Here is a 22,441-nt window from a genome sequence, read left to right as displayed (position 1 = left end):
TGGACGACACGCGTGACCGGAGGGACACCGGTCACATGACCTCGCCCATGACTTCCGGCACCTGCCCTCGTGCCCCGCCACGGCCGAACATTGCTCCCGTCGCATCGACCGAGGGAGCCGGAAATGAACCACACGACAGAACAGAAGACCCGCAAGCAGGCCGTCCTGCACTTCACCCGCCACGCCGTGGAGATGCTGATCTCGATGGTGGCCGGGATGGTCGTCCTGGAACCGGTCTGGTCGTTCCTGTGGCCGGGCCTCGCCGGGAACGTGACCGCGAACGCGCTGGTGATGGCGACGAACATGTCGCTCGGCATGGCGCTGTGGATGCGGATCCGGCGCCACGGCTGGGCTTCGATCGCGGAGATGTCGGCCGCGATGTACGTGCCCTACCTGCTGTTCCTGCCGTTCTTCTGGACCGGCCTGATCTCGGGATCGACCCTGATGACGGCCGGGCACGTGCTGATGGTGCCCGCGATGCTCGCCGCCATGCTCCGCCGCCGCGCCGAGTACGGAGCCTGACCATGCGATCCTTCGTCCGTGTCACGCTGACCGTGCTGGCGTTCACCGTCGCCGCGCTGGCCCTGCCGGTCACGCTCGGCGCCGTCACGCTCAGCGCCAGCTTCGAAAACCGCTACGCGCAGCGGACAGACGGGAGCGCGGCGCGCCCTGTCCACCGGCCGCACGATCCCGCGAAACCCACCGCGGTGGTCGTCGTGGGCAACGAGGGCGCCGTCGTCTCCGACGCGCTCGCGCCCTACGAGGTCCTGGCGGCGTCCGGTGCGTTCAACGCCTACACCGTCGCGCCGGAGGCCCGGCCGGTCACGCTGACCGGCGGCCTCGACCTGATCCCGGACCTCGGTTTCGCCGATCTCGACAGGATGCTTTCGTCCGCCGCGCCGGACGTCGTGGTGGTGCCCGCGTTGCCGGATCTCGGCGAGCCGACCACACGGCCGGTGACCGAGTGGCTGAAGCGGCAGTCGGCGCGGGGCTCGCTGCTCATGAGCGTCTGCAACGGTTCGGGCGTACTCGCGACGGCCGGGCTCCTCGACGGGCGGAAGGCCACCGCGCACTGGATCCGCATCGGTGGCTTCGACGACGAATTCCCCGCCGTGGACTGGATTCGCGGCACACGTTACGTCGACGACGGGAACATCGTGACCACGGGCGGGATCCTCTCCGGGATCGACGGGGCGCTCCATGTCACCGAGCGCTTCGCCGGCACAGAGGCCGCGCGGAAGGCGGCGGAAGCCGTCGGCTGGACCCACTACTCCCCCGGCTCAAGCCCGCCGATGGAGCAGAACAGCTTCGAAGCGGCGGACACCGTGGTCGGGTTCAACACCGCCTTCCGGTGGGACAAGCCCCGGCTGGACGTCCTGCTGACGACCGGGATCCGGGAACTGGAACTGGCCGCGGTGTTCGACACCTACGGCCAGTCCCTCGCGGTCGAAACGCGGGCGGTCGGCCTCGACGGCGCGCCGATCCGGTCCCGGCACGGCCTGACCTTCGCGCCGCGCGGCACCCCGGCCGCCGGCCCCGACCGGCTGATCGTGCCCGGCACCGACGCGGCCGCGAGTCGCGCCGCCGAGCGCTACTCGGGGCTCTCACCGGTGTACCTGCACGCCGAACCGGGGTTCCCGTTCGACGCCGTCCTCGAAGACCTGGCCCGCACGACGGACGCCGCGACCACGCGGTGGACGGCGAGGACGCTGGAATACCAGCCCGCCCACCTCGCGCTCGACGGCGAAGCGTGGCCGTGGACGGTCGCGCTCCGGCCGTTCGGGCTGGCCGTCCTCGGCCTGCTCGTGGCCTTCGGCATCCGCGCCGTCAGCCGGCGATTCGCGGGCCGGGCCCCGTCTCCCGTACGACGCGATAGCGGGGATTCGCACTGACCAGTGACTCGACCTCGCCAGGCAGCCCGTCGAGCGCGGTTTGGATGGCCGCGAGCCGTCCCGCGGTATCCGACGTCTCTTCGAAATGCCGGTAGTCCGCTTCGCTCGCCCAGCTGACGACGTTGACGACCCTCGTCCCGTCCACGCTCGCGTGGAAGCGGGCCGAAACGTAGCCCGGGTAGAACCGGACCCAGCGGTCCTGGATCTCCGCGAAGGCCTCCACCAACGCCGCCTGAGTCTCCGGTCCGTCGACCGCGTACTCGATGATCGAGTAGAAACCCTTGTCCTCGCCCATGTTCACTCCTTGAAGCAATTCGGTGAACACCAGGCTTCACCCTCCACCTAACTGGAGATCAAGTCCGGCCTGCCTCGTGGGCGACGATCGCCAGCTGGATCCGTTGGTCAGATCGGGCCGGGTCAGAGCTCCGGCAAAGCCGACGGATCGGGCACATTGCTCCCACCGGCCCTGGTGAACGGGCGGCCACTCGACGAGGATCGCCCGATGCGCGACAGCAAGACGTTCGGCCTGATCGCCCGCGGCGGGCTCGTCTGTTACGCGGTCGTGCACCTCCTCGTCGCCTGGCTCGCGGCGCAGGTGGCCCTCGGCGACAAGGCGAAGGCGGACAAGGCGGGCGCACTGCAGGCGGTGGTCTCCGAGGGCGGCGCGTGGCTGCTCTGGCTGATCGCGGCCGGTCTCGCCGTCCTGGCGTTGTGGCAGCTGAGCGAAGCGATCACCGGGCACCGGCACGTCAAGGCGCGGCGGCGGACCGTGCGCCGGATCGTCAGCGCCATCGAGGTCGTGCTGTACGGCCTTGTGTCCTACAGCGCGGTGAAGATCGCCGTCGCGGGTGCCGACGACGGGCAAGCCTCGCTCGTCGCCGGGCTGCTGGCGGAGTCCTACGGCCAGGCACTGGTCGCGACCACCGGGATCGCCGTCGTCGCGGTGGCGGTGTTCCTCGCCCAGCGCGGGTTCCGGAAGACCTTCGTGCGGGAGCTCGACTTCGGCGGCGCGTCCGGGCCGACCCGCGCCGCGACGATCCGGCTCGGGCAGATCGGCTGGATCGCGCTCTCCGCCGCATACGGCACCGTCGGGGTGCTGACGGTGGTCGCCGCGGTCACCTTCGACCCCGCCAAAGCGAGCGGGCTGGACGTGGCCATGAAGACGCTCGCTGCTCAGCCCTACGGCGTCCCGATGCTCCTCACGCTCGCGGCGGGGATCGCCGTGTTCGGCGCCTTCGCGCTGCTGGACGCCCGTTTCCGCAAGATCTGATCTGCCCGGCGAACCGACCTGTGGCACCGTAACGACGTCTGGAGGTCGTGATGACAGGTGTGGTCGGGCGGATCCGCGAGCGGGGCGAGGACGATCGCCGAACGCGGATCGTCGAGGTGCTGGTGGAGGCCTTCGAGGACCTCATGCGCGCGGACGCCGACGCGTTCCGCCGCAAGTTCCGCAAGATGGCCGCCGCTCCGTTCGCCTTCTACCGGGGCTCGGCGTGCCTGTTCTACGCGGACATGGTGCACGAGGACGACCCGTGGGCGAACGCCGAGACCAGCCGAGTGTGGATCCAGGGCGACCTGCACGCCGAGAACTTCGGCAGCTACATGGATTCGTCCGGGACGCTGGTGTTCGACGTCAACGACTTCGACGAGGCCTACCTCGGCTGCTTCACCTGGGACCTGAAACGGCTGGCCGCGAGCGTCGCGCTGCTGGCGTGGAGCAAGGCGATCTCGGACGACGACATCGAGAAGCTGATCGGCACCTATCTGCGCGCCTACGTCAAGCAGGTCCGCGAGTACGCCGAGCGGCCCGGCGACGAACTCGTCCGGCTTCAGCTGGACAGCACCGAAGGCGTCCTGCACGACGTCCTGCTGAGGGCCCGGCTCAAGACCCGGATCGATCTGCTCGACGAACTGACCACTGTGGAGGATTACGACCGCAGGTTCCGGCACGGGCCCGGGGTCCGGGTCCTCGGCAAGGCCGAGCACGAGATCGCGACCAGGGCGTTCGAGTCCTATTTGGACACCATTCCGGAGAACAAGCGGTTCGGCAGCATCACCTACCGGGTCAAGGACATCGTCGGCCGGACCGGGTTCGGCATCGGCTCGGCCGGGCTGCCCGCGTACAACATCCTCGTCGAAGGCCGCACCCAGGCACTGGAGAACGACGTCGTCCTGTCGATGAAGCAAGGGAACGTCGCGGCGCCGAGCCGGATCGTGTCCGACGAGCGCATCCGGGGCTACTTCACCGACGAGGGGCACCGCACGGCCGTCTCCCAGCGCGCGTTGCAGGCGCACGCGGATCCCTGGCTGGGTCACACGGAGATCGACGGGACCGGGTTCGTGGTCTCGGAGCTGTCGCCCTACGTCGACGATCTGGACTGGTCGGATCTGACCGAGCCGTCGGAAATGGGGCCGGTCCTCGACTACCTTGGCCGGGCCACCGCGAAGATGCACTGTGTGTCCGATTCGGACTCGGAGCAGACCCTCGTCGACTTCCAGAGCGAAGAGGCCATCGCCGGGGTGATCGGCGACCGCGAGGACGAGTTCGTCCGCACGCTGACCGAGTTCGGCATGGCCTACGCCGAACAGTCACGGGAAGACCACCGGTTGTTCGTGGACGCCTTCCGCGGCGGGAAGATCCCCGCCGTCCGGCCGGCCGCCGAGGGCTGACCGGACGACGGGAACGTACTACTCGCGGAGGCCGATCGCTTCGATCGGCTTCGACCGCAGCGCCACGCGGGTGGCGAGACCGAGCGACAGGACGCCGAGCAGGATCGCCCCGGCGACGACCCCGCCGAAGACGGTGATCGTGCCGGACGGCAGCGGCGTGCCGCGCAGGCCGAGATTCAGCAGTACCAGCGGAACCCCGGCCACCACGGTCCCCAGCAGCGCCGCGACGCCGACCGTCGTCAGCGCTTCGAAGCGCATCATCCGCACCACCTGGCGTTTCGACGTGCCGATCAGGCGCAGCAGCGCGAACTCGCGGGAACGCTGTGCCGTGCTCATCACCAGCGTGTTCGCCACGGAGATGACGACGTAGCCGAGGATCACCCCGACCGCGACCAGGTTCACGTAGAACTGGGCCTGCTGCTGCCCGCCCGCGGGAGCGGCCACCGCCGATCCCGGTGTCACGGCCAGTCCCGGATAGCGGGTCGCGAGATCGTTCAGCGCGGCGGTCACCGTGGCGGAGTCCGCGTCGGGCTGCTGCCGCACCAGCACCGCGTCGTCCATCCGGTCGCCGGTGTGCGCCCTGGCGAGCTCCGCGGGCAGCACATAGCGGCCGAACGCCTGGTCGCGGGTGTAGGTGGCGACCAGCCGCAGTTTGGCCGGGGCGCCGTCACCGAAGTAGAACTCGACCTCGTCGCCGATCTTCTTCTCGTACCAGCCGGCTTCCGATTCGCTCATCGCGACGGTGTTCCCGGTCAGGTCGGTGATCTTGCCCGACACGACACCCAGTTCGAGATTCCCGCGGATCTGCGCGCCGTCCAGCCCCTGCGCCGCGTACCGCTCGACGCGCAGGCTGTCCTGTTCCTGCACCGTGTTGATCACCTCGGTGCGGACGACCGGGGTCGCGGCGGCGACGCCGGGGATCCGCCGTGCCGCCTCGGCGACCTCCGGCGAGAGCCCGCCCGTGCCACTGGCGAGCACGTGGTCCGCGGTGGTCGACTCGACGGTCTCCTCCTGGCGCGCGGCGGCCGCGGAGGTCTGGCTGTAGAACATCGTCAGCGCGAACGAGACCGCCAGCATCACCGGTGTCACCGCAGCGGCGAGGCGGCGCGAGTTGGCCTGGTTGTTCGCCGCGGCCAGGTAGCCGCTGATCCGCGACGTCCGGTTGAGCACCGGCGCGATCAGCCGCGTCATCACGGCGACCACCTTCGGGCTGACCACGGCCAGCCCGATGACGATGATCAATGACGAGCTCCCCGAAGCCGCGAGCCCCGCGTCGCCGCTGAGGAAGATCGGGACCATCGATCCGCCGAGACCGGCCACCACCAGCGCACAGCCGATGAGGACGCGCACACGTCCGAGTTCACGACGCTCCACCGCGGCCTCGCCGAGCGCCTCCACCGGGCGGATCGACGACGGGCGCCGCGAAGCCGACCAGGCGGCCAGGCGCGCCGTGCCGAGGCCGAGCGCCAGCGCGGCGACGAGCGGGATCGGGCTGATCGCCAGTTCGAAGTCCGGCGGGATCACGCCGATGGCCCCGAACGCGTTCCTCAGCCCGTATCCCACGGCCACGCCGAGGCCGCTGCCCAGCACCCCGGCGGCCACCGCGACGATCATCGTCTCGGCGCCGATGAGCTTGCGGATCTGCTGGGGGGTCGCCGCGATCGCCCGCAGCAACGCGAACTCCCGGCGCCGCTGGTTGATGACCAGCGCCAGCGTGCTCGCCACGACGAACACCGCGATGAGCAGCGCGAACCCGCCGAAGGAGCCCGCGAGCGCCATCAGCAGCATCCGCGTCTGGCTGACGTCGAGGAACTCGACCGTGCTGCGCTCGACGCCGGTCGTCACCGTCACCTTGTCGGTGCCGACTGCGGCACGGACCCGGTCGGCGAGGTCCCCCGGCGTGACGCCCGGGTCCGCCAGGACACCGATTGCGTGCGCCTGTCCGGGTGTCCCGGCGAGTTCGGCGGCCTTCTCCGGAGAGAAGAACACCGCGGATTGCCGGGTGAGGCCGTCGCCCGACTTCGGGGCGGCGATACCGGAAACCCGGAACTCCACCGGCGTCGAGCGGACGGCGATCTTCACCCGCTGACCTGCCGACACCCCGCTCCGCGACGCCAGGTCCGCGTCCAGGACGACCTCGTCGGCGGCCGCGGGCGCCCGGCCGTCACGCAGCGAGAACGGCGCCAGCGCCGCGGCGTCCCAGTTGTGCCCCAGCGACTGGCCGCCTTCGGGGCCGTTCAGCGTCCGGCCGTCGGCCGTCACCACGGTGGCCGGGAAGCTCTGCTCCGCGACCACGCCGCGGACACCCGGCACCGCCGAGATCAGCCCGGCGAGGCTCACCGGTACCGAAGCCTGCTCGGCGACCTGCTGGGTCTCGAGCGGCCCGGCGCCCGGCGGGTCGACCGTCTGCTGACCGCCGACGACGACCGCCGCGTCCACGTACCGCTGCGTCGGGACACCCGCGCGCAGACCCGATTCCATCAGGATGCCGCAACCGGCGACCAGCGCCGTCCCGCAGAGGATCGCGACGAACGCGCCGACGAAACCGCTCAAGCGGGTCTTCGTCGTCTGCCATGCCAAATCCCACATGACGTCACCACTCCCCGAGGTGGGTCATGCGCTCGGCGACCCGGTCGGGAGTCGGCTCCGGGAGGTGGCCCGCCAGCTTGCCGTCGGCGAGGAACAGCACGCCGTGCGCGGCCGAGGCCGCGACGGGATCGTGGGTGACCATCAGCACGGTCTGGCCCATGCTGTCCACAATGGAGCGAAGCAGGTCGAGGACCTGGCGCGCGGTGCGCGTGTCCAGCGCCCCGGTCGGCTCGTCGGCGAGGACGACCTCGGGCCGGGTGATCAGCGCGCGGGCGATCGCGACCCGCTGCTGCTGGCCGCCGGAGAGCTCCGACGGGCGGTGTTCGAGCCGCTTCGCGATCCCGACTCCCTCGACGATCTCGCGCAGCCACTGCGGATCCGGCTTCTTCCCGGCCAGCCGCATCGGCAGCGTGATGTTCTGCAGCACGTTCAACGACGGCAACAGGTTGTAGGCCTGGAAGATGAACCCGATCCGGGTCCGCCGCAGCTCGGTGAGCGCTTTCTCGCGCAGCCTGTTCAGTTCCGTGTCCCCCAGCAGCACCCGGCCGGAACTCGGCTTGTCCAGCCCCGCCGCGCAGTGCAGGAAGGTGCTCTTGCCCGATCCCGACGGTCCCATCACCGCGGTGAACGAGCCCTTGCGCACCTCGACGGTCACCCCGTTCAAGGCCGTGACCGCGCCGTCGCCGGATCCGTAGACCTTGCTCACGGACTCCAGCGTCAAGGCGCGTGTGCCCCCTGAATTCATCATTTCCCCTTAACCGGTGGTGCTCTCTCTCGAGAAACCTACGGCCGGGGAGGGCTCGGATCGATCCCGCGTGAGGGAAGACTCGTGGTAGCGCTGGCACCACCATGACGCCGGTCACGTCGACGAGACCGGCGGCCTGCGAGCGGTGTGCCCGGTCGCCTTCTCCAGCGCGTGCGCGATTCCGAGCGCGCGCAGGTCGGCGTGACGGGCCGTGACCACCTGGACCCCGACCGGCAGTCCTTCGCCGGTGAAGCCCGCCGGGACCGCGGTCGCCGGGCATTCCGTGGCCGAGATCAGGTAGGCCGCCCGCATCCAGTGCAGGTAGTCGTCCACTTCGGACCCGCCCACCGTCTTCGGGTACTCCAGTTCGGCGTCGAACGGAAGTGCCTGGCTGGCGGGAAGAACGACGGCGTCCACGGTGGTGAAATAGGCGCGGACACGGTGGAAGAGCTCGGTGCGCAGCCGGATGGCCGTGGCGACGTCCGCGCCGGTGAGCGCACGTCCTTTCGCGACGTTCCAGTGGATGGCCTGCTTCACCTTGTCCGGTTCGCCGTCGACGAGGTCGCCGACCCCCTGCGCGTAGTTCAGGGCGCGGAAAGTCTGGAAGACCTCCTCGGCGCCGGTCAGGTCGGGACAGCCCGAGACGACTTCGGCACCGAGGTCGCGCAGGACGTCCACCTGGGCTTCCACGATCGCCGCGACCTCGGCGTCGACCGGCACCCGGCCCTCCAGATCGGGTGAGACCGCGATCCGGAGGCCGTCCAGCCGGGTCGGCAATCCGGCGGCGAACACGGCACCGGATTCGGGCAACGACAGCGGCGCGCGCTCGTCCGGGCCCGCCTGGACGGACAGCAGCAGGGCCGTGTCGGCGACCGTGCGCCCCATCGGGCCTTGGACACCGAGGGTGAACCAGGCGTCTTTCGCCGGCCATGCCGGGACTCGCCCGGGGCTCGGGCGGTGGCCGACGACATTGCAGAACGAGGCCGGATTCCGCAGCGATCCGCCCATGTCGCTGCCGTCGGCCAGCGACGTCAGCCCAGCCGCGAGCGCGGCGGCGGCGCCTCCGCTCGAACCGCCCGCGGACCGATCCGGCGCGTAGGGGTTGCGGGTCACGCCGAAGACCGGGTTGAAGGTGTGCGAGCCGGCGCCGAACTCGGGAACGTTCGTCTTGCCGAAGACGACCGCTCCCGCCGCCCGCATCCGGGCGACGACGAGCTCGTCGACCTCGGGCACGTTGTCCGCGAACGCGGGCGAGCCGAACGTGGTGCGCATCCCGGCCGTCGCGTGGAGATCCTTCACGGCGAGCGGAAGCCCGTGCAGGGGTCCGAGCGACCGCCCGGCCGCCCGCGCTTCGTCGGCCGCCGCGGCGGCGGCCCGCGCGCTCTCCTCGTCGATGCTGACTACGGCGTTCAGCACCGGGTTCAGCTCCGCCACCCGGTCGAGGGTGGCGTCGAGCAGCTCCCGCGCCGACAACTCGCCGGAGGCCAGCAGCCCGGCCTGGGTGGTGGCGGACAGATCGTTGACGGCGCTCACGCGCGGACCTCCTCGATGTCGGGGACAGGTAGGGAAAACCTTCAGCCGGGGAACGGGTTCCTCCACTAGGCGCGGTACCAGGACCTTCCTACCTTGGGACGAACGTTGCCGGGAGGGGTGCAACGTCGACCGCCCGTCACCGTTCAAGGAAGAGCGCGCATGACAGCATCCACCGCTCCATCCAGGATCACGTCCACCCAGACCCGCAGGCTCGCGATCGGCGCGGGCGCCGGGACGTCGCTGGAGTTCTTCGACTTCTCGATCTACACGGTCGCCTCCGCACTGGTCTTCCCCAAGGTGTTCTTCTCCGGCGACACCGATCCCTGGTTCGCCTCGTTCATGAGCCTGGCGACCTACACGATCGGCTACGTCGTCGCGCCGCTCGGTGCGATCGTGATGGGCTGGGTGGGCGACCGCTACGGCCGCCGCCGCGCCATGCTCATCACCTTCTATCTCATGGGCGCCGCCACCGTCCTGATGGGACTACTGCCCGGCTACGCCACGATGGGTGTGGCCGCGCCGTTGCTGCTCGTCCTGTTGCGCCTGGTGCACGGGTTCTCCCGGGCGGGGAACTGGGCGGCGCGTCGGTGCTCGCCGTGGAGCACGCGCCACCGTCGCGGCGGGCGGCGTTCGGCGCGTTCGTCGCCTTGGGGTCGCCGGTGGGGGCGCTGCTGGCGAACCTGGCCTTCGTGCTGATCTTCTACTTGCCGCAAGGGGTGATCACCAGCTGGGGCTGGCGGATCCCGTTCATCGCCGGCGCGGTCGTCCTGGCCATCGGTGTCTGGGCGCGGCGGGCGCTCGAGGAATCGCCCGTGTTCCACGAGCTCGCGGCCAGCAAACTGGACGAGAAGATCGTCAAGCTGCCGATCTGGAACGTCATCCGCGACAACTGGGGCAGGCTGCTGCTCGCCGCGGGGGCCAACACCGGGCTCAACGGCGTCATGTTCGTCCTGGCCGGGTTCATGCTCTCCTACGCCGCCGGTCCGGCGCCGAAGGGCCTCGGCCTGGACATCCAGGACGTGCTGTGGGGTACCTTGCCCGGCCTCGCGCTGCACGCCGTGACGGTCGTGCTCGGCGCCCGGCTCTCCGACCGGCTGGGCCGCAAACCCGTGATGCTCGCGGCGGCCGTCGCGGTACTGGCCTACATGTTCCTGCTGTTCCCGATCGCGGAGATCGGCACGCTGACCGCGTGGGCGCTCGCCGTCGCAGGCGGTTTCGCCCTCACCGGGTTCCTGTTCGGCCCGCTGATCACCTACCTGACGGAGCTGTTCACGCCCGAACAACGGCAGTCGGGCGCCGGCCTGGCCTACCAGCTCGGCGCGGTGCTCGGCGGCGGCCTCGCGCCGTCGATGGCGAACCGGCTCATCGAATGGACCGGCTCCTCGACGTCGGTCGGCTACTACCTCGCGGGCGGGATGGCGCTGACCGTCGTCTGCCTGCTCGCCCTTCCCGAAACCGCACCAGTGAGGAGCCGCCGATGAAGGACGAACTCGCCGAACTGCGTCACCGCGTCGAGGTGCTGGAGGCCGAGGCCGAGATCCGCCGGATCCAGGCCCGGTACATGTTCCTCTGCGACACGCCGTGCCCGGAGTTCGGCGTCACCGGCGACGACCACCGCATCGAGCTGATCCTCGACCTGTACACGGAGGACGCCGTCTGGGAGGGCGTCGGCGAGTACTACGACGGGCAGTTCGGCCGCGCGGTCGGCAAGGACGGGATCCGGGCGCATTTCGAACGGTTCTGGGGTGAGAAGCGGGATCCGGCGCTGGTCCTCAACGCCCACTACCTGACGTCGGAGCAGATCCACGTCGACGGCGACCGGGCCGACGGGCAATGGATCCACGTCCAGCCGTGGCTGTACGCCGACGGCACCGGTCTGCTGCGATCGAGCAGGCTCAACAACGCCTTCCGGCGCCAGGACGGCCGTTGGCTCATCACCCGCACGCGGACCGAGAACGTCTTCATCGCCCCCTTGCCCGGGGGTTTCGCGTCGGACTTCCCGGCGGCGTCGGTGCTGATGGCGCCGGACCCCGTGCCCGGTCCGTGAAGGCCTCGACGATCGTCACGTTCGCCCCATAGGCGCCAGCAATCGCAGCAGGCGGGCGTGACTGGATGGACGACACACGTGTCGGGATGGACGACACGCGTGATGGGAAGGACGACGCGCGGCGGAGCCCCGGGCACGGACGTGTCGTCCATCCAGTCACGTGGAGTTGCCCCCTGGGAGCGGACACCTTGATTCCAGACACAGGTCTGGAGGGAGGATGTCCTGGTGTCTCGCAGGTCGAAGTATCCGGAGCAGTTCCGTCGTGACGCGATCGAGCTGGTGAACACGAGTGGTCGCCCGTTGCGTCAGATCGCTCGTGAGCTGGGTGTCAATCACGAGACCTTGCGGTCGTGGGTGAATGCCGCCAAACAGGCCGTGGAAGTCGGGCCGGTGGAGGATCGCGCGGTCGTCGATGAGGTGCAGCGGTTGCGGAAGCAGGTCGCTGAGCTGCAGAAAGAGAAGGAGATCCTGCGTCGAGCGGCCGCTTATTTTGCCAAAGAGATGGATCGATGATCTACCGCTACCGGTTCATCTCCGAGCATCGCGCCGAGTTCGGTGTGAAGCGGTTGTGTCAGGTCCTGGGTCTGCGCCGGCAGGGTTTCCACGAGTGGGCCGCGGCCGGGGCGGCCCGTGAGGCCGCGGCGGAACAGGAGCGGGAGCTGGTGGTGGTGATCGCGTCGATCCACGCGCAGCACCGGGGTGCCTATGGGCGGCCCCGGATCACCGCGGAGCTGCGCCGGCGCGGGCGGGTGGTGAACCACAAGCGGGTGGAGCGGTTGATGCGTGAGCAGGGCCTGGTCGGGAGCACCCGCCGCAAACGCCGGTCGCTCACCAAGGCCGATCCGTCGCCGGTCGCGGTGGTCCAGGATCTGATCCGCCGTGATTTCACTGCCGAGCGCCCTGGTCAGCGGTTCGTCGGGGACATCACCTATCTGCCCACGTTCCAGGGCTGGCTTTACCTGGCCACGGTGATCGATCTGCACAACCGTGAGGTCGTCGGGCACGCGATGGGCGATCACCTGCGCACAGACCTGGTCTGCGACGCGATCGCCCTGGCCACCGCACGCGGCTTGATCCGCCCCGACGCGGTGTTCCACTCCGACCGCGGCGTCCAGTACACCTCCGGCCGATTCCGCGCCGCGCTCACCGAGCACAGGATCCGGTCCTCGATCGGACGGGCCGGATCCTGCTACGACAACGCCGTCGCCGAGTCGTTCTTCGCCACCCTCAAAACCGAGATCGGCACCACCATCTGGCGCACCCGTGACCAGGCACGACACGACCTATACCGCTACCTCCACTACTACAACCACGACCGTCTACATTCGACAGTCGGCCACCGAACACCCCACGAAACCCGAACCAGCTACAGCCACCACCAAACCGCGTGAAAACCCCGTGTCCGCCATCCGGGGACAACTCCACACGCGTGTCGTCCGCCGGATCACCCGTGTCGTCCAGTCAGTCACAGGACATCGCCAGGCAGGCTCGTGAGTGGTAAGGACGGTTAGAACCGTCCTTACCACTCACGAGGGCGGCTAGACGGTGACCTGGTGCTGGAGGACATCGCGCACCAGGGTGCCGAGGCTGTCCGACTCGGTCTTGGCCTTGATCCGGGCCCGGTGCACGTCGACGGTCTTCACGCTCGTCCCCAACCGCCGCGCGATCAGCTGGCTGGGCAGACCGTCGATCACCAGCCGGAGCACCTCCCGCTCGCGCGGGGTCAGTGTCGCGATCCGCTCGGTGACCGCTTTGCGGCACGCGGCCTCCGCGAACCGTTCCGCCGCGACCACCAGCTGCGCCTGGACGACCTCAAGCATCCGCTGCGGCTCGTACGGCTTTTCGAGGAAGTCCACGGCGCCCAGCCGGAGCGCCCGCACCGACATCGGGATGTCGCCGTGCGCGGAACAGAAGATCACCGGCGCCGGGAACTCGCGGGCGACCAGCTTCTCCTGCAGCTGCAAGCCGCTGAGCCCCGGCATCCGGACGTCGATGATCAGCACGCTCGGTTCGTCGGGGTCGAACTCCTCCAGGAACGTCGGCCCGTCCGGGTAGACGAGCGCCTGGATGCCGACGCTCTCCAGCAGGAACACCAGGGATTGGCGGATGGCCTCGTCGTCGTCGACGATGTAGACCACCGGCGACGTCTCGCCGCCGGACGCGGAATCGGTGGTGACCATGGAGAGCTCCTTACCATGAAACCCCGGCGAGCACCCGCTCCGCCCAGCGGGCGTGCCCGAGCAGTGCGGTTTCCCCGCGGTGACGGCCGACGAGTTGCAGACCGAGCGGCAGCCCCTCCGCGTCGGTGAACCCGGGCAGGGCGACCACGGGCAGCCCGAGCGCCTGCCAGCCCCGGCTCAGCACCGGGTTCCCGGTCGCCTCCAGCCCGCGTGGCGCCGCGCCGGGCGCGGCCGGGCCGAGCACGACGTCGTAGGCGTCGAACACCTCGGCCAACCGGACGGAGCCGCCGTCGATGGTGGCGCGGGCGGTTTCGTACTCGGCGGCCGAGGTCGCGGCACCGGTCCGGAGCAGCTGTGCCAAGGGAGCGCTCAACCGCTCGGCCACGGCGAGCTCGGCGGCCCTTTCCCGCGCTGCCTCGTAGGCCATCACCACGGGATGCGCGGCCGTGAGCTCGGCCATCAGCCCTTCGTCGCGGAACGGCTCGACGGTCGCCCCGGCTTCCTGCAGACGCTTCGCCGCTTGCGCCAGGGCGTTCCGCATCGGTGCTTCGACGACGTCGAGCGCGTCGGCGGCCCACACCAGGATCCGCGGTTCCCGCGCGGGACCGGTCTCGCCGGCCAGCGCCTGCCACGCGATCGTGAGGTCGGCCACCGTGGCCGCGAAGACGCCGTGGCTGTCCAGGCTGGGGCTCAATCCCGTCACCCCGGTGACCGGGTACCGGCCGTGACTCATGACGAGCGACGCGACCCCGCAGTAGGACGCCGGCCTGGTGACCGATCCGGCGGTCTGCGAACCGAGCGCGAGCGGAACCTGCCCGGACGCGACGGCGGCGGCCGACCCGCTCGACGAGCCGCCCGGCGTATGGCCGGGGGCGGCGGGATTCCGGGTCGGGCCCGGGGCGAAGAACGCGAACTCGGTGGTGACCGTCTTCCCGATCGGCATCGCCCCGGCCGCGCGCCACGCGGTCACGATCGCCGCGTCCGAGGTCGCCGGAGCGGCCTCCGCGCGCAGGGCGGAGCCGCACCGGGTGGGCACACCCGCCAGATCGATGATGTCCTTGACCCCGAGTGGCACACCCGCGCCCGGAAGGAAGTCCGCCTGTCCGACCCAGGCGTGCAGCTCCGCGTCCGTCTCGGCGATCCTCGCCAGCGCGCGCTGGTGAGCGTCCTCCGGTGTGGTCCGCCCCTCCCGAAGGTCCCGGACGAGTTCCCGCAGCGACCACGGGCGCGTGAGGTTCACTCGTCCTCCCAAGCGGCATCCGCTTCCCAATAGTCCACGCCGCCGGCGCTGACCGCGTGCCGCCATTCCGACGTACGCCTCAGCCGGGGTTCGACGCGCGCCGTCACTTCGTCGGCGGCGTCGGGACCGTCGGCCGGGGCCTGCCAGTGGACCCAGTTCAGCTCACGGCCCTCGGAGTCGTGGACGAACAGATCCACATGGCGCCAGCCGTACCCGTGGTTGTCGTTGTAACACATCAACGTGGTGCGCTCGCTCATGGCGCGATCCGGTGGAATTCGCGGCGGAAGTAGGCGAGGCCCCCGGCGGCCTCGTCGACGAAGACGTCCTCGACCTCGACGAAGAGCACCGTGTGCGTGCCCTGGGTGAATTCGGCGCCGACTCCGCCGATGAGGACGGCGGCCGCGTCGCGGACGACGGGGATGCGGAACCTGTCGTGATCCCAGACCTCGAACCGGAACCGGTCGAGCATCGGCACGTCCGTCGCACCGGCGAACTGCAGCGCGAGTTCCTTGTGCTGGGGCGCCAGGACGTTGATGGCCATCCGCCCGTTGGTGCGGAAGATGTCGTGCGTGTAGCTCGACTGGTTGACGCAGACCAGCAGGGTCGGCGGCGAGTCGGTGACCGAGCAGACCGCGCTCACCGTGATGCCGGCGCGGCCGCTGACGCCGTCGGTGGTGACGATGTTGACAGCCGTCGAAAGGTTCGCCATCGCCGCGCGAAACCGTCGCTGGGTCGTGGTCAGCTCATCGGGCATACCTCGACGCTAGAGCCGGGGCCGAAACCGGCGATATCCCGAGTTCCACCGCGCCGCCTGAGGATTTCCCTTACGTGGCCAGCGGCAGGGCGAACCCGAACCGCGAGCCACCGCCTTCCCGCCGCTCGGCCCAGATGCTGCCGTGCTGCCGGGTGATGATGCGATGGCTCAGCGCCAGCCCGATCCCGCTGCCACCGGGTTTGCTGGTGAACGACTCGGCGAAGGGATCCCTGGCGACGCCGCGGCCGTGATCGTCGACGGTCAGGACGCCGACCCCTTCCTTGGCCCGGGTGCCCACCGTGATCCGCCGCCGCACGGGATCGCATTCGGTGGTCTCGTCGATGGCGTTGAGGCACAGGTTCATCACCACCTGCCCGGTGAGGACGCGTTCGCACCGCACCAGCACCGGCGCCGGATCGAGCCGGACCTCGACGCCGACGGAGTTCGGCGCGGCGCTCAGCTCGATGAAGTACAGGCATTCGCGGACGATCTCGTTCAGGTCGACCACCTGCTCGACCTGCTCCAGATGACCGACGAAGGACCGCAGCGAACCGACGATGTCCTTGGCCCGGTCGATCTGGCGGGCGACGCTGTCCAGGCCGTAGCCCATCTGCTCACGGACGTCACCGCCGTCCGCCATCATGGCGGCCCGTGCCCGGATGCCGGCGATGAAGTTGGCCGCGGCGGCCAGCGGCTGGCCGAGTTCGTGCGCGATCGCCATCGCCATGTCCCCCATGGCGTTGTAGCGCGCCAGATAGTTCTCGTGCCGCAGCTCCAGCTCTCGTCGTGCTTCGCCGCGGACGCGCTCGGACACGTCGTGCAGGATCATCAGATACGCGTCGACCTCGGACTCGGAAAGCCGCTCCAGGCTCCCTTCCAGCCAGGTCGCGCTCTCCCCCGGCAGCTCCAGCTGCACCGGCCCCACCGGATCGGCACCCGCGACCACCTCGGCCCAGCGCACAGGCCTGCCGCCCAGGTACAGCCGCGCGTACGCGGTCAGCGGCTCCCCCGCGAGCCGATCGTCGTCGCCGGTCAGGCCGAGGAAGGTCAGGGCGCTGTCCGTCGCGAACCGCACCGCGCCCGCGGCGTCGAGCATGAACGCCACGGTCGAGGTGTGCCGTGCCAGCGCGTCGACGTACGACGTCGTCAGCTTCAGCTCTCGTTCGATCTCCTCCGCGCGCTGGATGTCGCGGAACTGGACCATCACCGCGGGCCCGCGCTCCAGCTCGACCCGGATGGCGACCGCGTCGGTGGGGATCACGCGGCCGGATTTGCTCCGGTAGTGCCACACGATCCGGCTCGAACCGTGTTCCACCGCCGCCTGGAGCCACGCCCGGCCGATCACCCGGTCGTACTGCTGGGCGGAGCTGCTCATGTGGTTGGCCTTGAGCGGGCGCAGCTCCGAGACACTGAATTCGAGCATCTCGCACGCGGCGGGATTTGCCCACAGGATGTTCTTGGTCGCCGCGTCGTGGACCAGCACGCACGCCTTCGAGGCGTTCATCATCGCCACGAAGTCGCCGGTGGCCAGCTCAGGCGCGATCGGGTCGACCTCCACGGCCTCAGCATAGGAGTTCGCCGCCGGGCACTCCGGTAAGGATTTCCCCTACCCCTCTGCGTGGGAATCCCCGGCCGACGGCAGGCAATGACCAATGGCCACGCGCGGCGGTGATCCCTAGCGTCGGAGACATCTTCCCTACGACGCGAGGAGCGCCCGATGGCCCAGATCCAGGAGAGCCCGGCCGTGACACTCGACGATGTCCTGGCCGAACTCCTCGAGCGCCGTCAGGAGTTCCGCGACCAGAGGTACGTCTCCCGCGACTTCGTCGACCGGCTCAAGGCGGCGGGCGTCTACCGCTCCGCGACCCCCGAACGGTTCGGCGGCAGGCCACTGCCCCCGGCCGAGTTCCTGCGGATGGTGGAGCGGATCTCCGTCGTCGACGGATCCACCGGCTGGGTGGCCAGCTTCGGCTCCGCGCTGGTCTACCTCGCGGCGCTGCCCGTCGAGACGCAGGCCGAGCTCTACGCCGACGGTCCTGACGTGTGCTTCGCCGGTGGCCTCTTCCCCGTCCAACGAGCCGAGCCCACCGTCTCCGGCTTCCTGGTCGACGGGCGCTGGAAATTCGCGAGCGGTTGCATGGGCGCGGACGTCCTGGGCGTCGGTATCCCCGGCGACGACACGACCGCCGGAAAGCCGCGCACCGCCCTGCTGCGGCCCGAGCAGGTCGAGATCATCCAGGAGTGGGACGTCGTCGGGATGAAGGGCACCGGTTCCTTCGACCTGGTCGTCGACAAGGTCGAGGTCCCGCGCGAATGGACGTTCATCCGCGGCGGTGAGCCCACGATCGACGAGCCGCTGTACCGCTACCCCACCCTCGCCTACGCCTCCCAGGTCCTGGCGATCGTCGGCGCGGGGGTCGCGCGCGCGGCGCTCGACTTCGCGACGGAGGTCGGCAGCGGCCGTTCGGGTGTCACAGGCGCGCCGAAACTCGCCGACCGCGCCTACTACCGGACGGGACTCGCCGAAGCCGAAGCGACGATGCGCTCGGCGAGGGCGTACTTCTACGAGGTCACCGACGAGGCGTGGCAGACCGTGCTGGACGGCGATCCCGTGGCGCCGCACCAGAACGCCCATCTCCGGCTGGCCTCGACCCATCTCGCGAAGACCGCCGCCGACACCGTCAACCGGGTCATCGGCCTGTCCGGGACGGGCGCCATCGCCACGAGCCATCCGCTGCAGTGGCTGCTCGGCGACGCCCTCGTCCCGCAGCAGCACGCCTTCCTGGGGCCGGCCATGTACGACGCCGCGGGTGCCGTGCTGATGGGCCATCCGCCCACCGTTCCCGGCTTCCAGTGACCCACCACCGACCGACGAGGAGTTGGACCACCACCATGAGCGACACCCCGCTGCGCGTGCTGTTCTGCATCGGTATCAACCAGAACTTCTTCGACCTGCCGGAAGGCGGCGTCGCCGCCGGCGACGTCTGGACCGCCTTCGTCGCGCTGATGGACGGCATCAAGGGCCTGCCCGGTGTGGATTTCATCGGCGACATCGACGACGACTCGCATATGGTCGGCCCGTCCGACGGCTGGCCGTGGACCTGTTACCTGCTCTGCGACGTCGACACGCAGGAAACCGTCAAGCAGGCGTGCGACTTCCTGCGCACCACTCCGGTCGGCGAAAGCCCGTGGAAGCTGTGGAAGTACGCCAAGATCGAAGCGCGGATCGGCCGCGCCCTCACACCGCGCGAATACCGGGGCTGATCGCGATGACCGAATTCACCGCCGCCACCGTGTACGACCTGCCGCCCGCGGACCTCGTCCTCGGCGACCGGGTCGCCGGCCGGATGTACACCGACCCCGCGATCTTCGACCAGGAGATGACGAAGATCTTCGAGAAGTCGTGGATCTGGGTCGCCCACGAATCGGAACTGCCCAAGGCGGGCAGCTTCAAATCGACCCACGTCGGACGGCATCCGGTCATCGTCACCAAGGACCGCAAGGGTGAGATCCGCACGCTCGTGAACCGCTGCCGCCACCGGGGCGCGTCGCTCTGCGAGAAGAAAACGGGCCACGCCAACGGGTTCACCTGCCCGTACCACGCCTGGTCCTACGGCCTCGACGGCAAACTGCGTGGCATCCCGTACCCCGACGGGTACGAGGGTGTCATGGACAAGGCCGATCTCGGGCTGAAGACCCTGCGCACCGAGTCCTACGGCGGGATGATCTTCGCGACCCTGAACGCCGAGGCCGAGCCGCTGGCCGATTTCCTCGGCGACGTCAAACTGTGGATCGATCGCTTCATGGCGCAGGGTGGCGGCTACCCGGTGAAGGTGCTCGGCACCCATCGGTTCACTTACCGCGGCAACTGGAAGATCCAGCTGGAGAACACCACCGACGGGTACCACTTCCCCATCGTGCACCGCTCCTGGATGGCCTCGGTCGACGCGGAAACCGCCGAGATGATGTCGTTCATGACCGATCCGACGGCGGTCACCCACGATCTGGGGAACGGCCACTCGGTGATGCAGATGGTCCCCGAACACTCCGATCTGGAGGCGGACGACGGCAGCGAGCCGCTCCAGCCGCGGTTCGACGGCCTGGTCGCCCGGCTCGAAGCCGCCGGGGCGAACGAAGCCGAGATCCGCAGGCTCGTCCGTGCCGTGCACGGCACCGGGTTCAACCTCAATCTGTTCCCGAACGTGTCGATGTCGATCTCGTTCTTCCGGGTGTTGCGGCCGATCAGCGTCGACGAGACCGTCATCGAGCACGTCGCCCTCGGCAGCGACGGCCCGGCCGAGATCGTCGGGCCGGTCAACCGGGAGCGGCTGCGCGCCCACGAGCATTTCCAGGGTCCGTTCGGGTTCGGCACTCCGGACGACTCCGAAGGCTGGGACCGGGTGCAGCGCGGCGCCCAGGGCGCGCCCGAGCTGCCGATCATGGTCAACCGCGGTCTGGGGCGCGAGAAGCCCTCGGCCGAGGGCTGGCCGACCAGCCACGTCACCGACGAGACCGGAATGCGGGCGGCGTACGCCCAATGGAAGCGGATGATGAGCGATGACTGAGACCCTCACCGATCCGCGGGTGGTCCGCGCGATCGAGCTGGCCTGGCGCGAGGCCGCGCTGCTGGACGCCAAGGACTACGAGGCCTGGCAAGGACTTTACGCCGACGACGCGATGTACATCATCCCGATCGAACGCGACGCCGAGGACTTCGACGACGTCCTCAACATGGTCCACGACGACGCCCGGATGCGCGGGCTGCGCGTGCGGCGGATGACCGAGGGCTACGCGATCGCCGCGGTGGACTCGGCGATCACCGTGCGGACCGTCTCGCGTTTCATCCCCACCGACGTCGGCGACCGGTCGGTCACGCTCAAGGCCGCACAGATCATCGTGGCGTACAAACGCGGCCGTCACGACCTCTGGGCCGCGGACGTCGACTACGTCGTCCGCCTCGGCGCTAGTGGCGACGAAGACCGCTTCGCCCGCAAGGTCGTCCGTCTGGTCAACGCCGACGAAGCCGTTCCCGCCGCGGGATTCCTGCTGTGAGCGGCACCGCGCCGGTCGCCGTGATCACCGGCGGGGCGACCGGGCTCGGCGAGCGGATCGCCCGGCGCCTGCACAGCGGTGGCCACCGGGTGGCGATCGCCGACCTCGACGAGGCCGCCGCGAAACGCCTCGCAACCGAACTCGACCGGAGCGGGGCACACGCCCAGAGCTACCGCGTCGACGTCGCCAGCCGTCCCGACATCGACCAGCTGCTCGCGTCGGTGCTCGGTGACTTCGGCGGGGTCCAGGTGCTGGTCAACAACGCCGCGCGCACCCAGGCGCGGCCGTTGCTGGAGATCACGCCGCAGGAGCTCGACGAGGTGATGGCGGTGAACTTCAACGGCACCTTCCACGCCTGTCAGCTGTTCGGCGCGCATATGGCCGAGGCGGGGTACGGCCGGATCGTCAACATGGCCTCCCTGGCGGGCCAGAACGGCGGAACCACGACCGGCGGGCATTACGCGTCGTCCAAAGGCGCGGTCCTGACGGCGACCAAGGTGTTCGCCCGCGAGCTCGCCGCCAGCGGCGTCACCGTGAACGCGGTCTCCCCCGGACCGCAGGACAGCCCCATGGTCCACCGGATCGTCGGTGAGGAGAACCTCGACCGGCTGACGACCGGAATCCCGGTCGGACGGCTGGGCAGCATGACGTTCATCGCCGAGATGGTGGCGTTGCTCGCCTCCCCCGAAGCCGCCTCCGTCACCGGCGCCTGCTGGGACGCGAACGGCGGCCTGTTCATGCGCTGACCTGGAGGCACCTGGATGACGAACGTCCTGTTCCGCGTCGTCGAAATCACCGAGGAGACACCGGAAATCCGTACCCTGCGGCTGGTCCGGGAGGACGACGAACCGCTGCGCGTCCGTTACCGGGCGGGGGCGCATGTCGATGTGGTCGGCCCGACGGGGGTGCTGCGGCAGTATTCGCTGTGCGGCGCCCCCGACGATCCGCGGTCGATCCTGATCGCGGTCAAACGGGAGCCGGACTCGCGCGGTGGATCCGTGGCGATGCACCAGGTCTCGGTCGGCGATCACCTCAAGATCAGCGAGCCGCGCAATCTCCTGACGGTCGCCGAAGACGCGGACCGGCACGTCCTCGTCGCCGGTGGCATCGGCATCACGCCGCTGCTTTCGATGGCCTACGAGCTCTACACCTGGGGCAGCGAATTCGAGCTGCACTACTTCGCGCGTTCGAGGGAAACCGCGGCGTTCGTGGGACTTCTGGAGGAACGGGTCGAGTTCGCCGACCGCGTCCGGCCGCATTTCGGCGTCCCGCGCGGCGAACATCCCGCCGTTCTGCGGACGATCGCCGAGGTCCTGACGCCGTCGGCCCACGTCTACACCTGTGGCCCCGACGGTTTCATGCGCCAGGTCGGCGACGTGCTCGGCCCGGTCGTCGGCGCGGACCACGTGCACGTCGAGCATTTCGAAGCCGCGGAAGTGGACACCTCCGGCGACCGTCCCCTGACCGTCGAACTCGACACCGGCGAGGAATTCGAGGTACCGGCGGGGAAATCGATCCTGGCGGTGCTGGAGGACAACGGCATCGAGGTGTTCAAGTCCTGTGAGGAAGGGATTTGCGGCTCGTGTGTGTCCGGCGTGCTCGAAGGCACGCCGGACCATCGGGACAACTGCCTGACCGCGGCCGACCGCGAAGGCCAAATGGCACTTTGTGTCTCACGTGCGCTCACCGACCGGCTCGTCATCGAGCTGTACTGAGCGACCACCGTTTGGCGAATAGCC

General features: G+C 69.7%; 24 protein-coding genes. 15 read left to right on the top strand and 9 right to left on the bottom strand.

Features of this window, described 5'->3' with window-relative positions:
* Positions 1–123 precede the first annotated feature (123 nt).
* Together MJQ72_RS07125 and MJQ72_RS07120 are read left to right on the top strand one after the other, a co-directional pair.
* Positions 124–522 carry a hypothetical protein gene (locus tag MJQ72_RS07125; protein WP_240598328.1) on the top strand — a complete coding sequence of 133 codons (399 nt, stop codon included), beginning with the start codon at positions 124–126 and terminating at the stop codon, positions 520–522.
* A gap of 2 nt (positions 523–524) precedes the next feature.
* Positions 525–1,892 carry a DJ-1/PfpI family protein gene (locus MJQ72_RS07120; protein ID WP_240598327.1) on the top strand — a complete coding sequence of 456 codons (1,368 nt, stop codon included), beginning with the start codon at positions 525–527 and terminating at the stop codon, positions 1,890–1,892.
* Here MJQ72_RS07120 and MJQ72_RS07115 read toward each other — a convergent pair.
* Positions 1,828–2,187 (bottom strand): antibiotic biosynthesis monooxygenase, encoded by a 360-nt coding sequence (locus tag MJQ72_RS07115; protein ID WP_240598326.1) that lies wholly within the window; start codon positions 2,185–2,187, stop codon positions 1,828–1,830. The genes MJQ72_RS07120 and MJQ72_RS07115 overlap by 65 nt on opposite strands.
* A gap of 207 nt (positions 2,188–2,394) precedes the next feature.
* Here MJQ72_RS07115 and MJQ72_RS07110 point away from each other — a divergent pair, with 207 nt between their 5' ends.
* Both MJQ72_RS07110 and MJQ72_RS07105 read left to right on the top strand, forming a co-directional pair.
* Entirely contained in the window at positions 2,395–3,162 is a 768-nt protein-coding gene (locus MJQ72_RS07110) for a DUF1206 domain-containing protein (RefSeq protein WP_240598325.1), read from the top strand.
* Positions 3,163–3,212: 50 nt separating this feature from the next.
* Positions 3,213–4,562 carry a DUF2252 domain-containing protein gene (locus MJQ72_RS07105; RefSeq protein ID WP_240598324.1) on the top strand — a complete coding sequence of 450 codons (1,350 nt, stop codon included), beginning with the start codon at positions 3,213–3,215 and terminating at the stop codon, positions 4,560–4,562.
* Between the two features lie 18 nt (positions 4,563–4,580).
* Here MJQ72_RS07105 and MJQ72_RS07100 read toward each other — a convergent pair whose 3' ends face one another.
* From MJQ72_RS07100 to MJQ72_RS07090, 3 genes are all read right to left on the bottom strand, one after another.
* On the bottom strand, positions 4,581–7,151 hold the full coding sequence (locus MJQ72_RS07100) for an FtsX-like permease family protein (protein ID WP_240598323.1): 2,571 nt from the start codon (positions 7,149–7,151) through the stop codon (positions 4,581–4,583).
* A 4-nt stretch (positions 7,152–7,155) separates the two neighbouring features.
* On the bottom strand, positions 7,156–7,896 hold the full coding sequence (locus MJQ72_RS07095) for an ABC transporter ATP-binding protein (protein WP_240601272.1): 741 nt from the start codon (positions 7,894–7,896) through the stop codon (positions 7,156–7,158).
* 114 nt (positions 7,897–8,010) lie between these two features.
* Positions 8,011–9,429 carry an amidase gene (locus MJQ72_RS07090; RefSeq protein WP_240598322.1) on the bottom strand — a complete coding sequence of 473 codons (1,419 nt, stop codon included), beginning with the start codon at positions 9,427–9,429 and terminating at the stop codon, positions 8,011–8,013.
* Positions 9,430–9,588: 159 nt separating this feature from the next.
* Here MJQ72_RS07090 and MJQ72_RS07085 point away from each other — a divergent pair, with 159 nt between their 5' ends.
* From MJQ72_RS07085 to MJQ72_RS07065, 5 genes are all read left to right on the top strand, one after another.
* Entirely contained in the window at positions 9,589–10,125 is a 537-nt protein-coding gene (locus tag MJQ72_RS07085; protein WP_240598321.1) for an MFS transporter, read from the top strand.
* Positions 10,026–10,910: an MFS transporter gene (locus MJQ72_RS07080; protein ID WP_240598320.1), complete on the top strand. Its 885-nt coding sequence runs from the start codon at positions 10,026–10,028 to the stop codon at positions 10,908–10,910. Before MJQ72_RS07085 ends, MJQ72_RS07080 begins: the two co-directional genes overlap by 100 nt.
* Positions 10,907–11,476, top strand: a complete 570-nt coding sequence (locus tag MJQ72_RS07075) for a nuclear transport factor 2 family protein (RefSeq protein WP_240598319.1) — start codon at positions 10,907–10,909, stop codon at positions 11,474–11,476. The genes MJQ72_RS07080 and MJQ72_RS07075 overlap by 4 nt, the downstream gene beginning before the upstream one ends.
* A 225-nt stretch (positions 11,477–11,701) precedes the next feature.
* Entirely contained in the window at positions 11,702–11,989 is a 288-nt protein-coding gene (locus MJQ72_RS07070) for a transposase (RefSeq protein ID WP_240597361.1), read from the top strand.
* Positions 11,986–12,867, top strand: a complete 882-nt coding sequence (locus MJQ72_RS07065) for an IS3 family transposase (protein WP_240597362.1) — start codon at positions 11,986–11,988, stop codon at positions 12,865–12,867. The genes MJQ72_RS07070 and MJQ72_RS07065 overlap by 4 nt, the downstream gene beginning before the upstream one ends.
* 147 nt (positions 12,868–13,014) lie before the next feature.
* On the opposite strand, the gene MJQ72_RS07060 is transcribed toward MJQ72_RS07065, so the two are convergent.
* The 5 genes from MJQ72_RS07060 to MJQ72_RS07040 form a co-directional block, all read right to left on the bottom strand.
* Positions 13,015–13,656, bottom strand: coding sequence for a response regulator transcription factor (locus tag MJQ72_RS07060; RefSeq protein WP_240598318.1), 642 nt, complete (start codon positions 13,654–13,656; stop codon positions 13,015–13,017).
* A 10-nt stretch (positions 13,657–13,666) separates the two neighbouring features.
* Positions 13,667–14,896, bottom strand: coding sequence for an amidase (locus MJQ72_RS07055; RefSeq protein ID WP_240598317.1), 1,230 nt, complete (start codon positions 14,894–14,896; stop codon positions 13,667–13,669).
* Positions 14,893–15,153 carry a hypothetical protein gene (locus MJQ72_RS07050; RefSeq protein ID WP_240598316.1) on the bottom strand — a complete coding sequence of 87 codons (261 nt, stop codon included), beginning with the start codon at positions 15,151–15,153 and terminating at the stop codon, positions 14,893–14,895. Before MJQ72_RS07050 ends, MJQ72_RS07055 begins: the two co-directional genes overlap by 4 nt.
* Positions 15,150–15,650, bottom strand: a complete 501-nt coding sequence (locus MJQ72_RS07045) for a flavin reductase (RefSeq protein ID WP_240598315.1) — start codon at positions 15,648–15,650, stop codon at positions 15,150–15,152. The genes MJQ72_RS07050 and MJQ72_RS07045 overlap by 4 nt, the downstream gene beginning before the upstream one ends.
* Positions 15,651–15,720: 70 nt before the next feature.
* Complete coding sequence (locus tag MJQ72_RS07040) at positions 15,721–17,208, bottom strand: PAS domain-containing sensor histidine kinase (protein WP_240598314.1); 1,488 nt, start codon at positions 17,206–17,208, stop codon at positions 15,721–15,723.
* Positions 17,209–17,367: 159 nt separating this feature from the next.
* Between MJQ72_RS07040 and MJQ72_RS07035 the strand changes: the two genes are divergently transcribed.
* From MJQ72_RS07035 to MJQ72_RS07010, 6 genes are read left to right on the top strand one after another with little or no spacing between them, the layout of a single operon-like run.
* On the top strand, positions 17,368–18,507 hold the full coding sequence (locus MJQ72_RS07035) for an acyl-CoA dehydrogenase family protein (protein ID WP_240598313.1): 1,140 nt from the start codon (positions 17,368–17,370) through the stop codon (positions 18,505–18,507).
* A gap of 35 nt (positions 18,508–18,542) precedes the next feature.
* Positions 18,543–18,914 carry a hypothetical protein gene (locus tag MJQ72_RS07030; RefSeq protein ID WP_240598312.1) on the top strand — a complete coding sequence of 124 codons (372 nt, stop codon included), beginning with the start codon at positions 18,543–18,545 and terminating at the stop codon, positions 18,912–18,914.
* Between the two features lie 5 nt (positions 18,915–18,919).
* Positions 18,920–20,215, top strand: coding sequence for a Rieske 2Fe-2S domain-containing protein (locus tag MJQ72_RS07025; protein WP_240598311.1), 1,296 nt, complete (start codon positions 18,920–18,922; stop codon positions 20,213–20,215).
* Positions 20,208–20,702 (top strand): aromatic-ring-hydroxylating dioxygenase subunit beta, encoded by a 495-nt coding sequence (locus MJQ72_RS07020; protein WP_240598310.1) that lies wholly within the window; start codon positions 20,208–20,210, stop codon positions 20,700–20,702. The genes MJQ72_RS07025 and MJQ72_RS07020 overlap by 8 nt, the downstream gene beginning before the upstream one ends.
* Entirely contained in the window at positions 20,699–21,448 is a 750-nt protein-coding gene (locus MJQ72_RS07015; RefSeq protein WP_240598309.1) for an SDR family NAD(P)-dependent oxidoreductase, read from the top strand. The genes MJQ72_RS07020 and MJQ72_RS07015 overlap by 4 nt, the downstream gene beginning before the upstream one ends.
* Before the next feature lie 15 nt (positions 21,449–21,463).
* The gene (locus MJQ72_RS07010; protein WP_240598308.1) at positions 21,464–22,417 is read left to right on the top strand and encodes a PDR/VanB family oxidoreductase; all 954 of its coding nucleotides are present in this window, start codon (positions 21,464–21,466) and stop codon (positions 22,415–22,417) included.
* The last annotated feature ends 24 nt before the right edge of the window (positions 22,418–22,441 follow it).

It is taken from the genome of Amycolatopsis sp. EV170708-02-1 (assembly GCF_022479115.1).
In the GTDB taxonomy this organism is placed as follows: domain Bacteria; phylum Actinomycetota; class Actinomycetes; order Mycobacteriales; family Pseudonocardiaceae; genus Amycolatopsis.
Note: the sequence above shows the minus strand (reverse complement) of the source record. Positions and strands in the feature narration are given on the sequence as shown.

Coding starts and splice junctions, on each gene's coding strand:
- MJQ72_RS07125 (WP_240598328.1), top strand. CDS start 124: ATGAACCACACGACAGAACAGAAGACCCGCAAGCAGGCCGTCCTGCAC.
- MJQ72_RS07120 (WP_240598327.1), top strand. CDS start 525: ATGCGATCCTTCGTCCGTGTCACGCTGACCGTGCTGGCGTTCACCGTC.
- MJQ72_RS07115 (WP_240598326.1), bottom strand. CDS start 2,187: ATGGGCGAGGACAAGGGTTTCTACTCGATCATCGAGTACGCGGTCGAC.
- MJQ72_RS07110 (WP_240598325.1), top strand. CDS start 2,395: ATGCGCGACAGCAAGACGTTCGGCCTGATCGCCCGCGGCGGGCTCGTC.
- MJQ72_RS07105 (WP_240598324.1), top strand. CDS start 3,213: ATGACAGGTGTGGTCGGGCGGATCCGCGAGCGGGGCGAGGACGATCGC.
- MJQ72_RS07100 (WP_240598323.1), bottom strand. CDS start 7,151: ATGTGGGATTTGGCATGGCAGACGACGAAGACCCGCTTGAGCGGTTTC.
- MJQ72_RS07095 (WP_240601272.1), bottom strand. CDS start 7,896: ATGAATTCAGGGGGCACACGCGCCTTGACGCTGGAGTCCGTGAGCAAG.
- MJQ72_RS07085 (WP_240598321.1), top strand. CDS start 9,589: ATGACAGCATCCACCGCTCCATCCAGGATCACGTCCACCCAGACCCGC.
- MJQ72_RS07075 (WP_240598319.1), top strand. CDS start 10,907: ATGAAGGACGAACTCGCCGAACTGCGTCACCGCGTCGAGGTGCTGGAG.
- MJQ72_RS07065 (WP_240597362.1), top strand. CDS start 11,986: ATGATCTACCGCTACCGGTTCATCTCCGAGCATCGCGCCGAGTTCGGT.
- MJQ72_RS07060 (WP_240598318.1), bottom strand. CDS start 13,656: ATGGTCACCACCGATTCCGCGTCCGGCGGCGAGACGTCGCCGGTGGTC.
- MJQ72_RS07050 (WP_240598316.1), bottom strand. CDS start 15,153: ATGAGCGAGCGCACCACGTTGATGTGTTACAACGACAACCACGGGTAC.
- MJQ72_RS07045 (WP_240598315.1), bottom strand. CDS start 15,650: ATGCCCGATGAGCTGACCACGACCCAGCGACGGTTTCGCGCGGCGATG.
- MJQ72_RS07035 (WP_240598313.1), top strand. CDS start 17,368: ATGGCCCAGATCCAGGAGAGCCCGGCCGTGACACTCGACGATGTCCTG.
- MJQ72_RS07030 (WP_240598312.1), top strand. CDS start 18,543: ATGAGCGACACCCCGCTGCGCGTGCTGTTCTGCATCGGTATCAACCAG.
- MJQ72_RS07025 (WP_240598311.1), top strand. CDS start 18,920: ATGACCGAATTCACCGCCGCCACCGTGTACGACCTGCCGCCCGCGGAC.
- MJQ72_RS07020 (WP_240598310.1), top strand. CDS start 20,208: ATGACTGAGACCCTCACCGATCCGCGGGTGGTCCGCGCGATCGAGCTG.
- MJQ72_RS07010 (WP_240598308.1), top strand. CDS start 21,464: ATGACGAACGTCCTGTTCCGCGTCGTCGAAATCACCGAGGAGACACCG.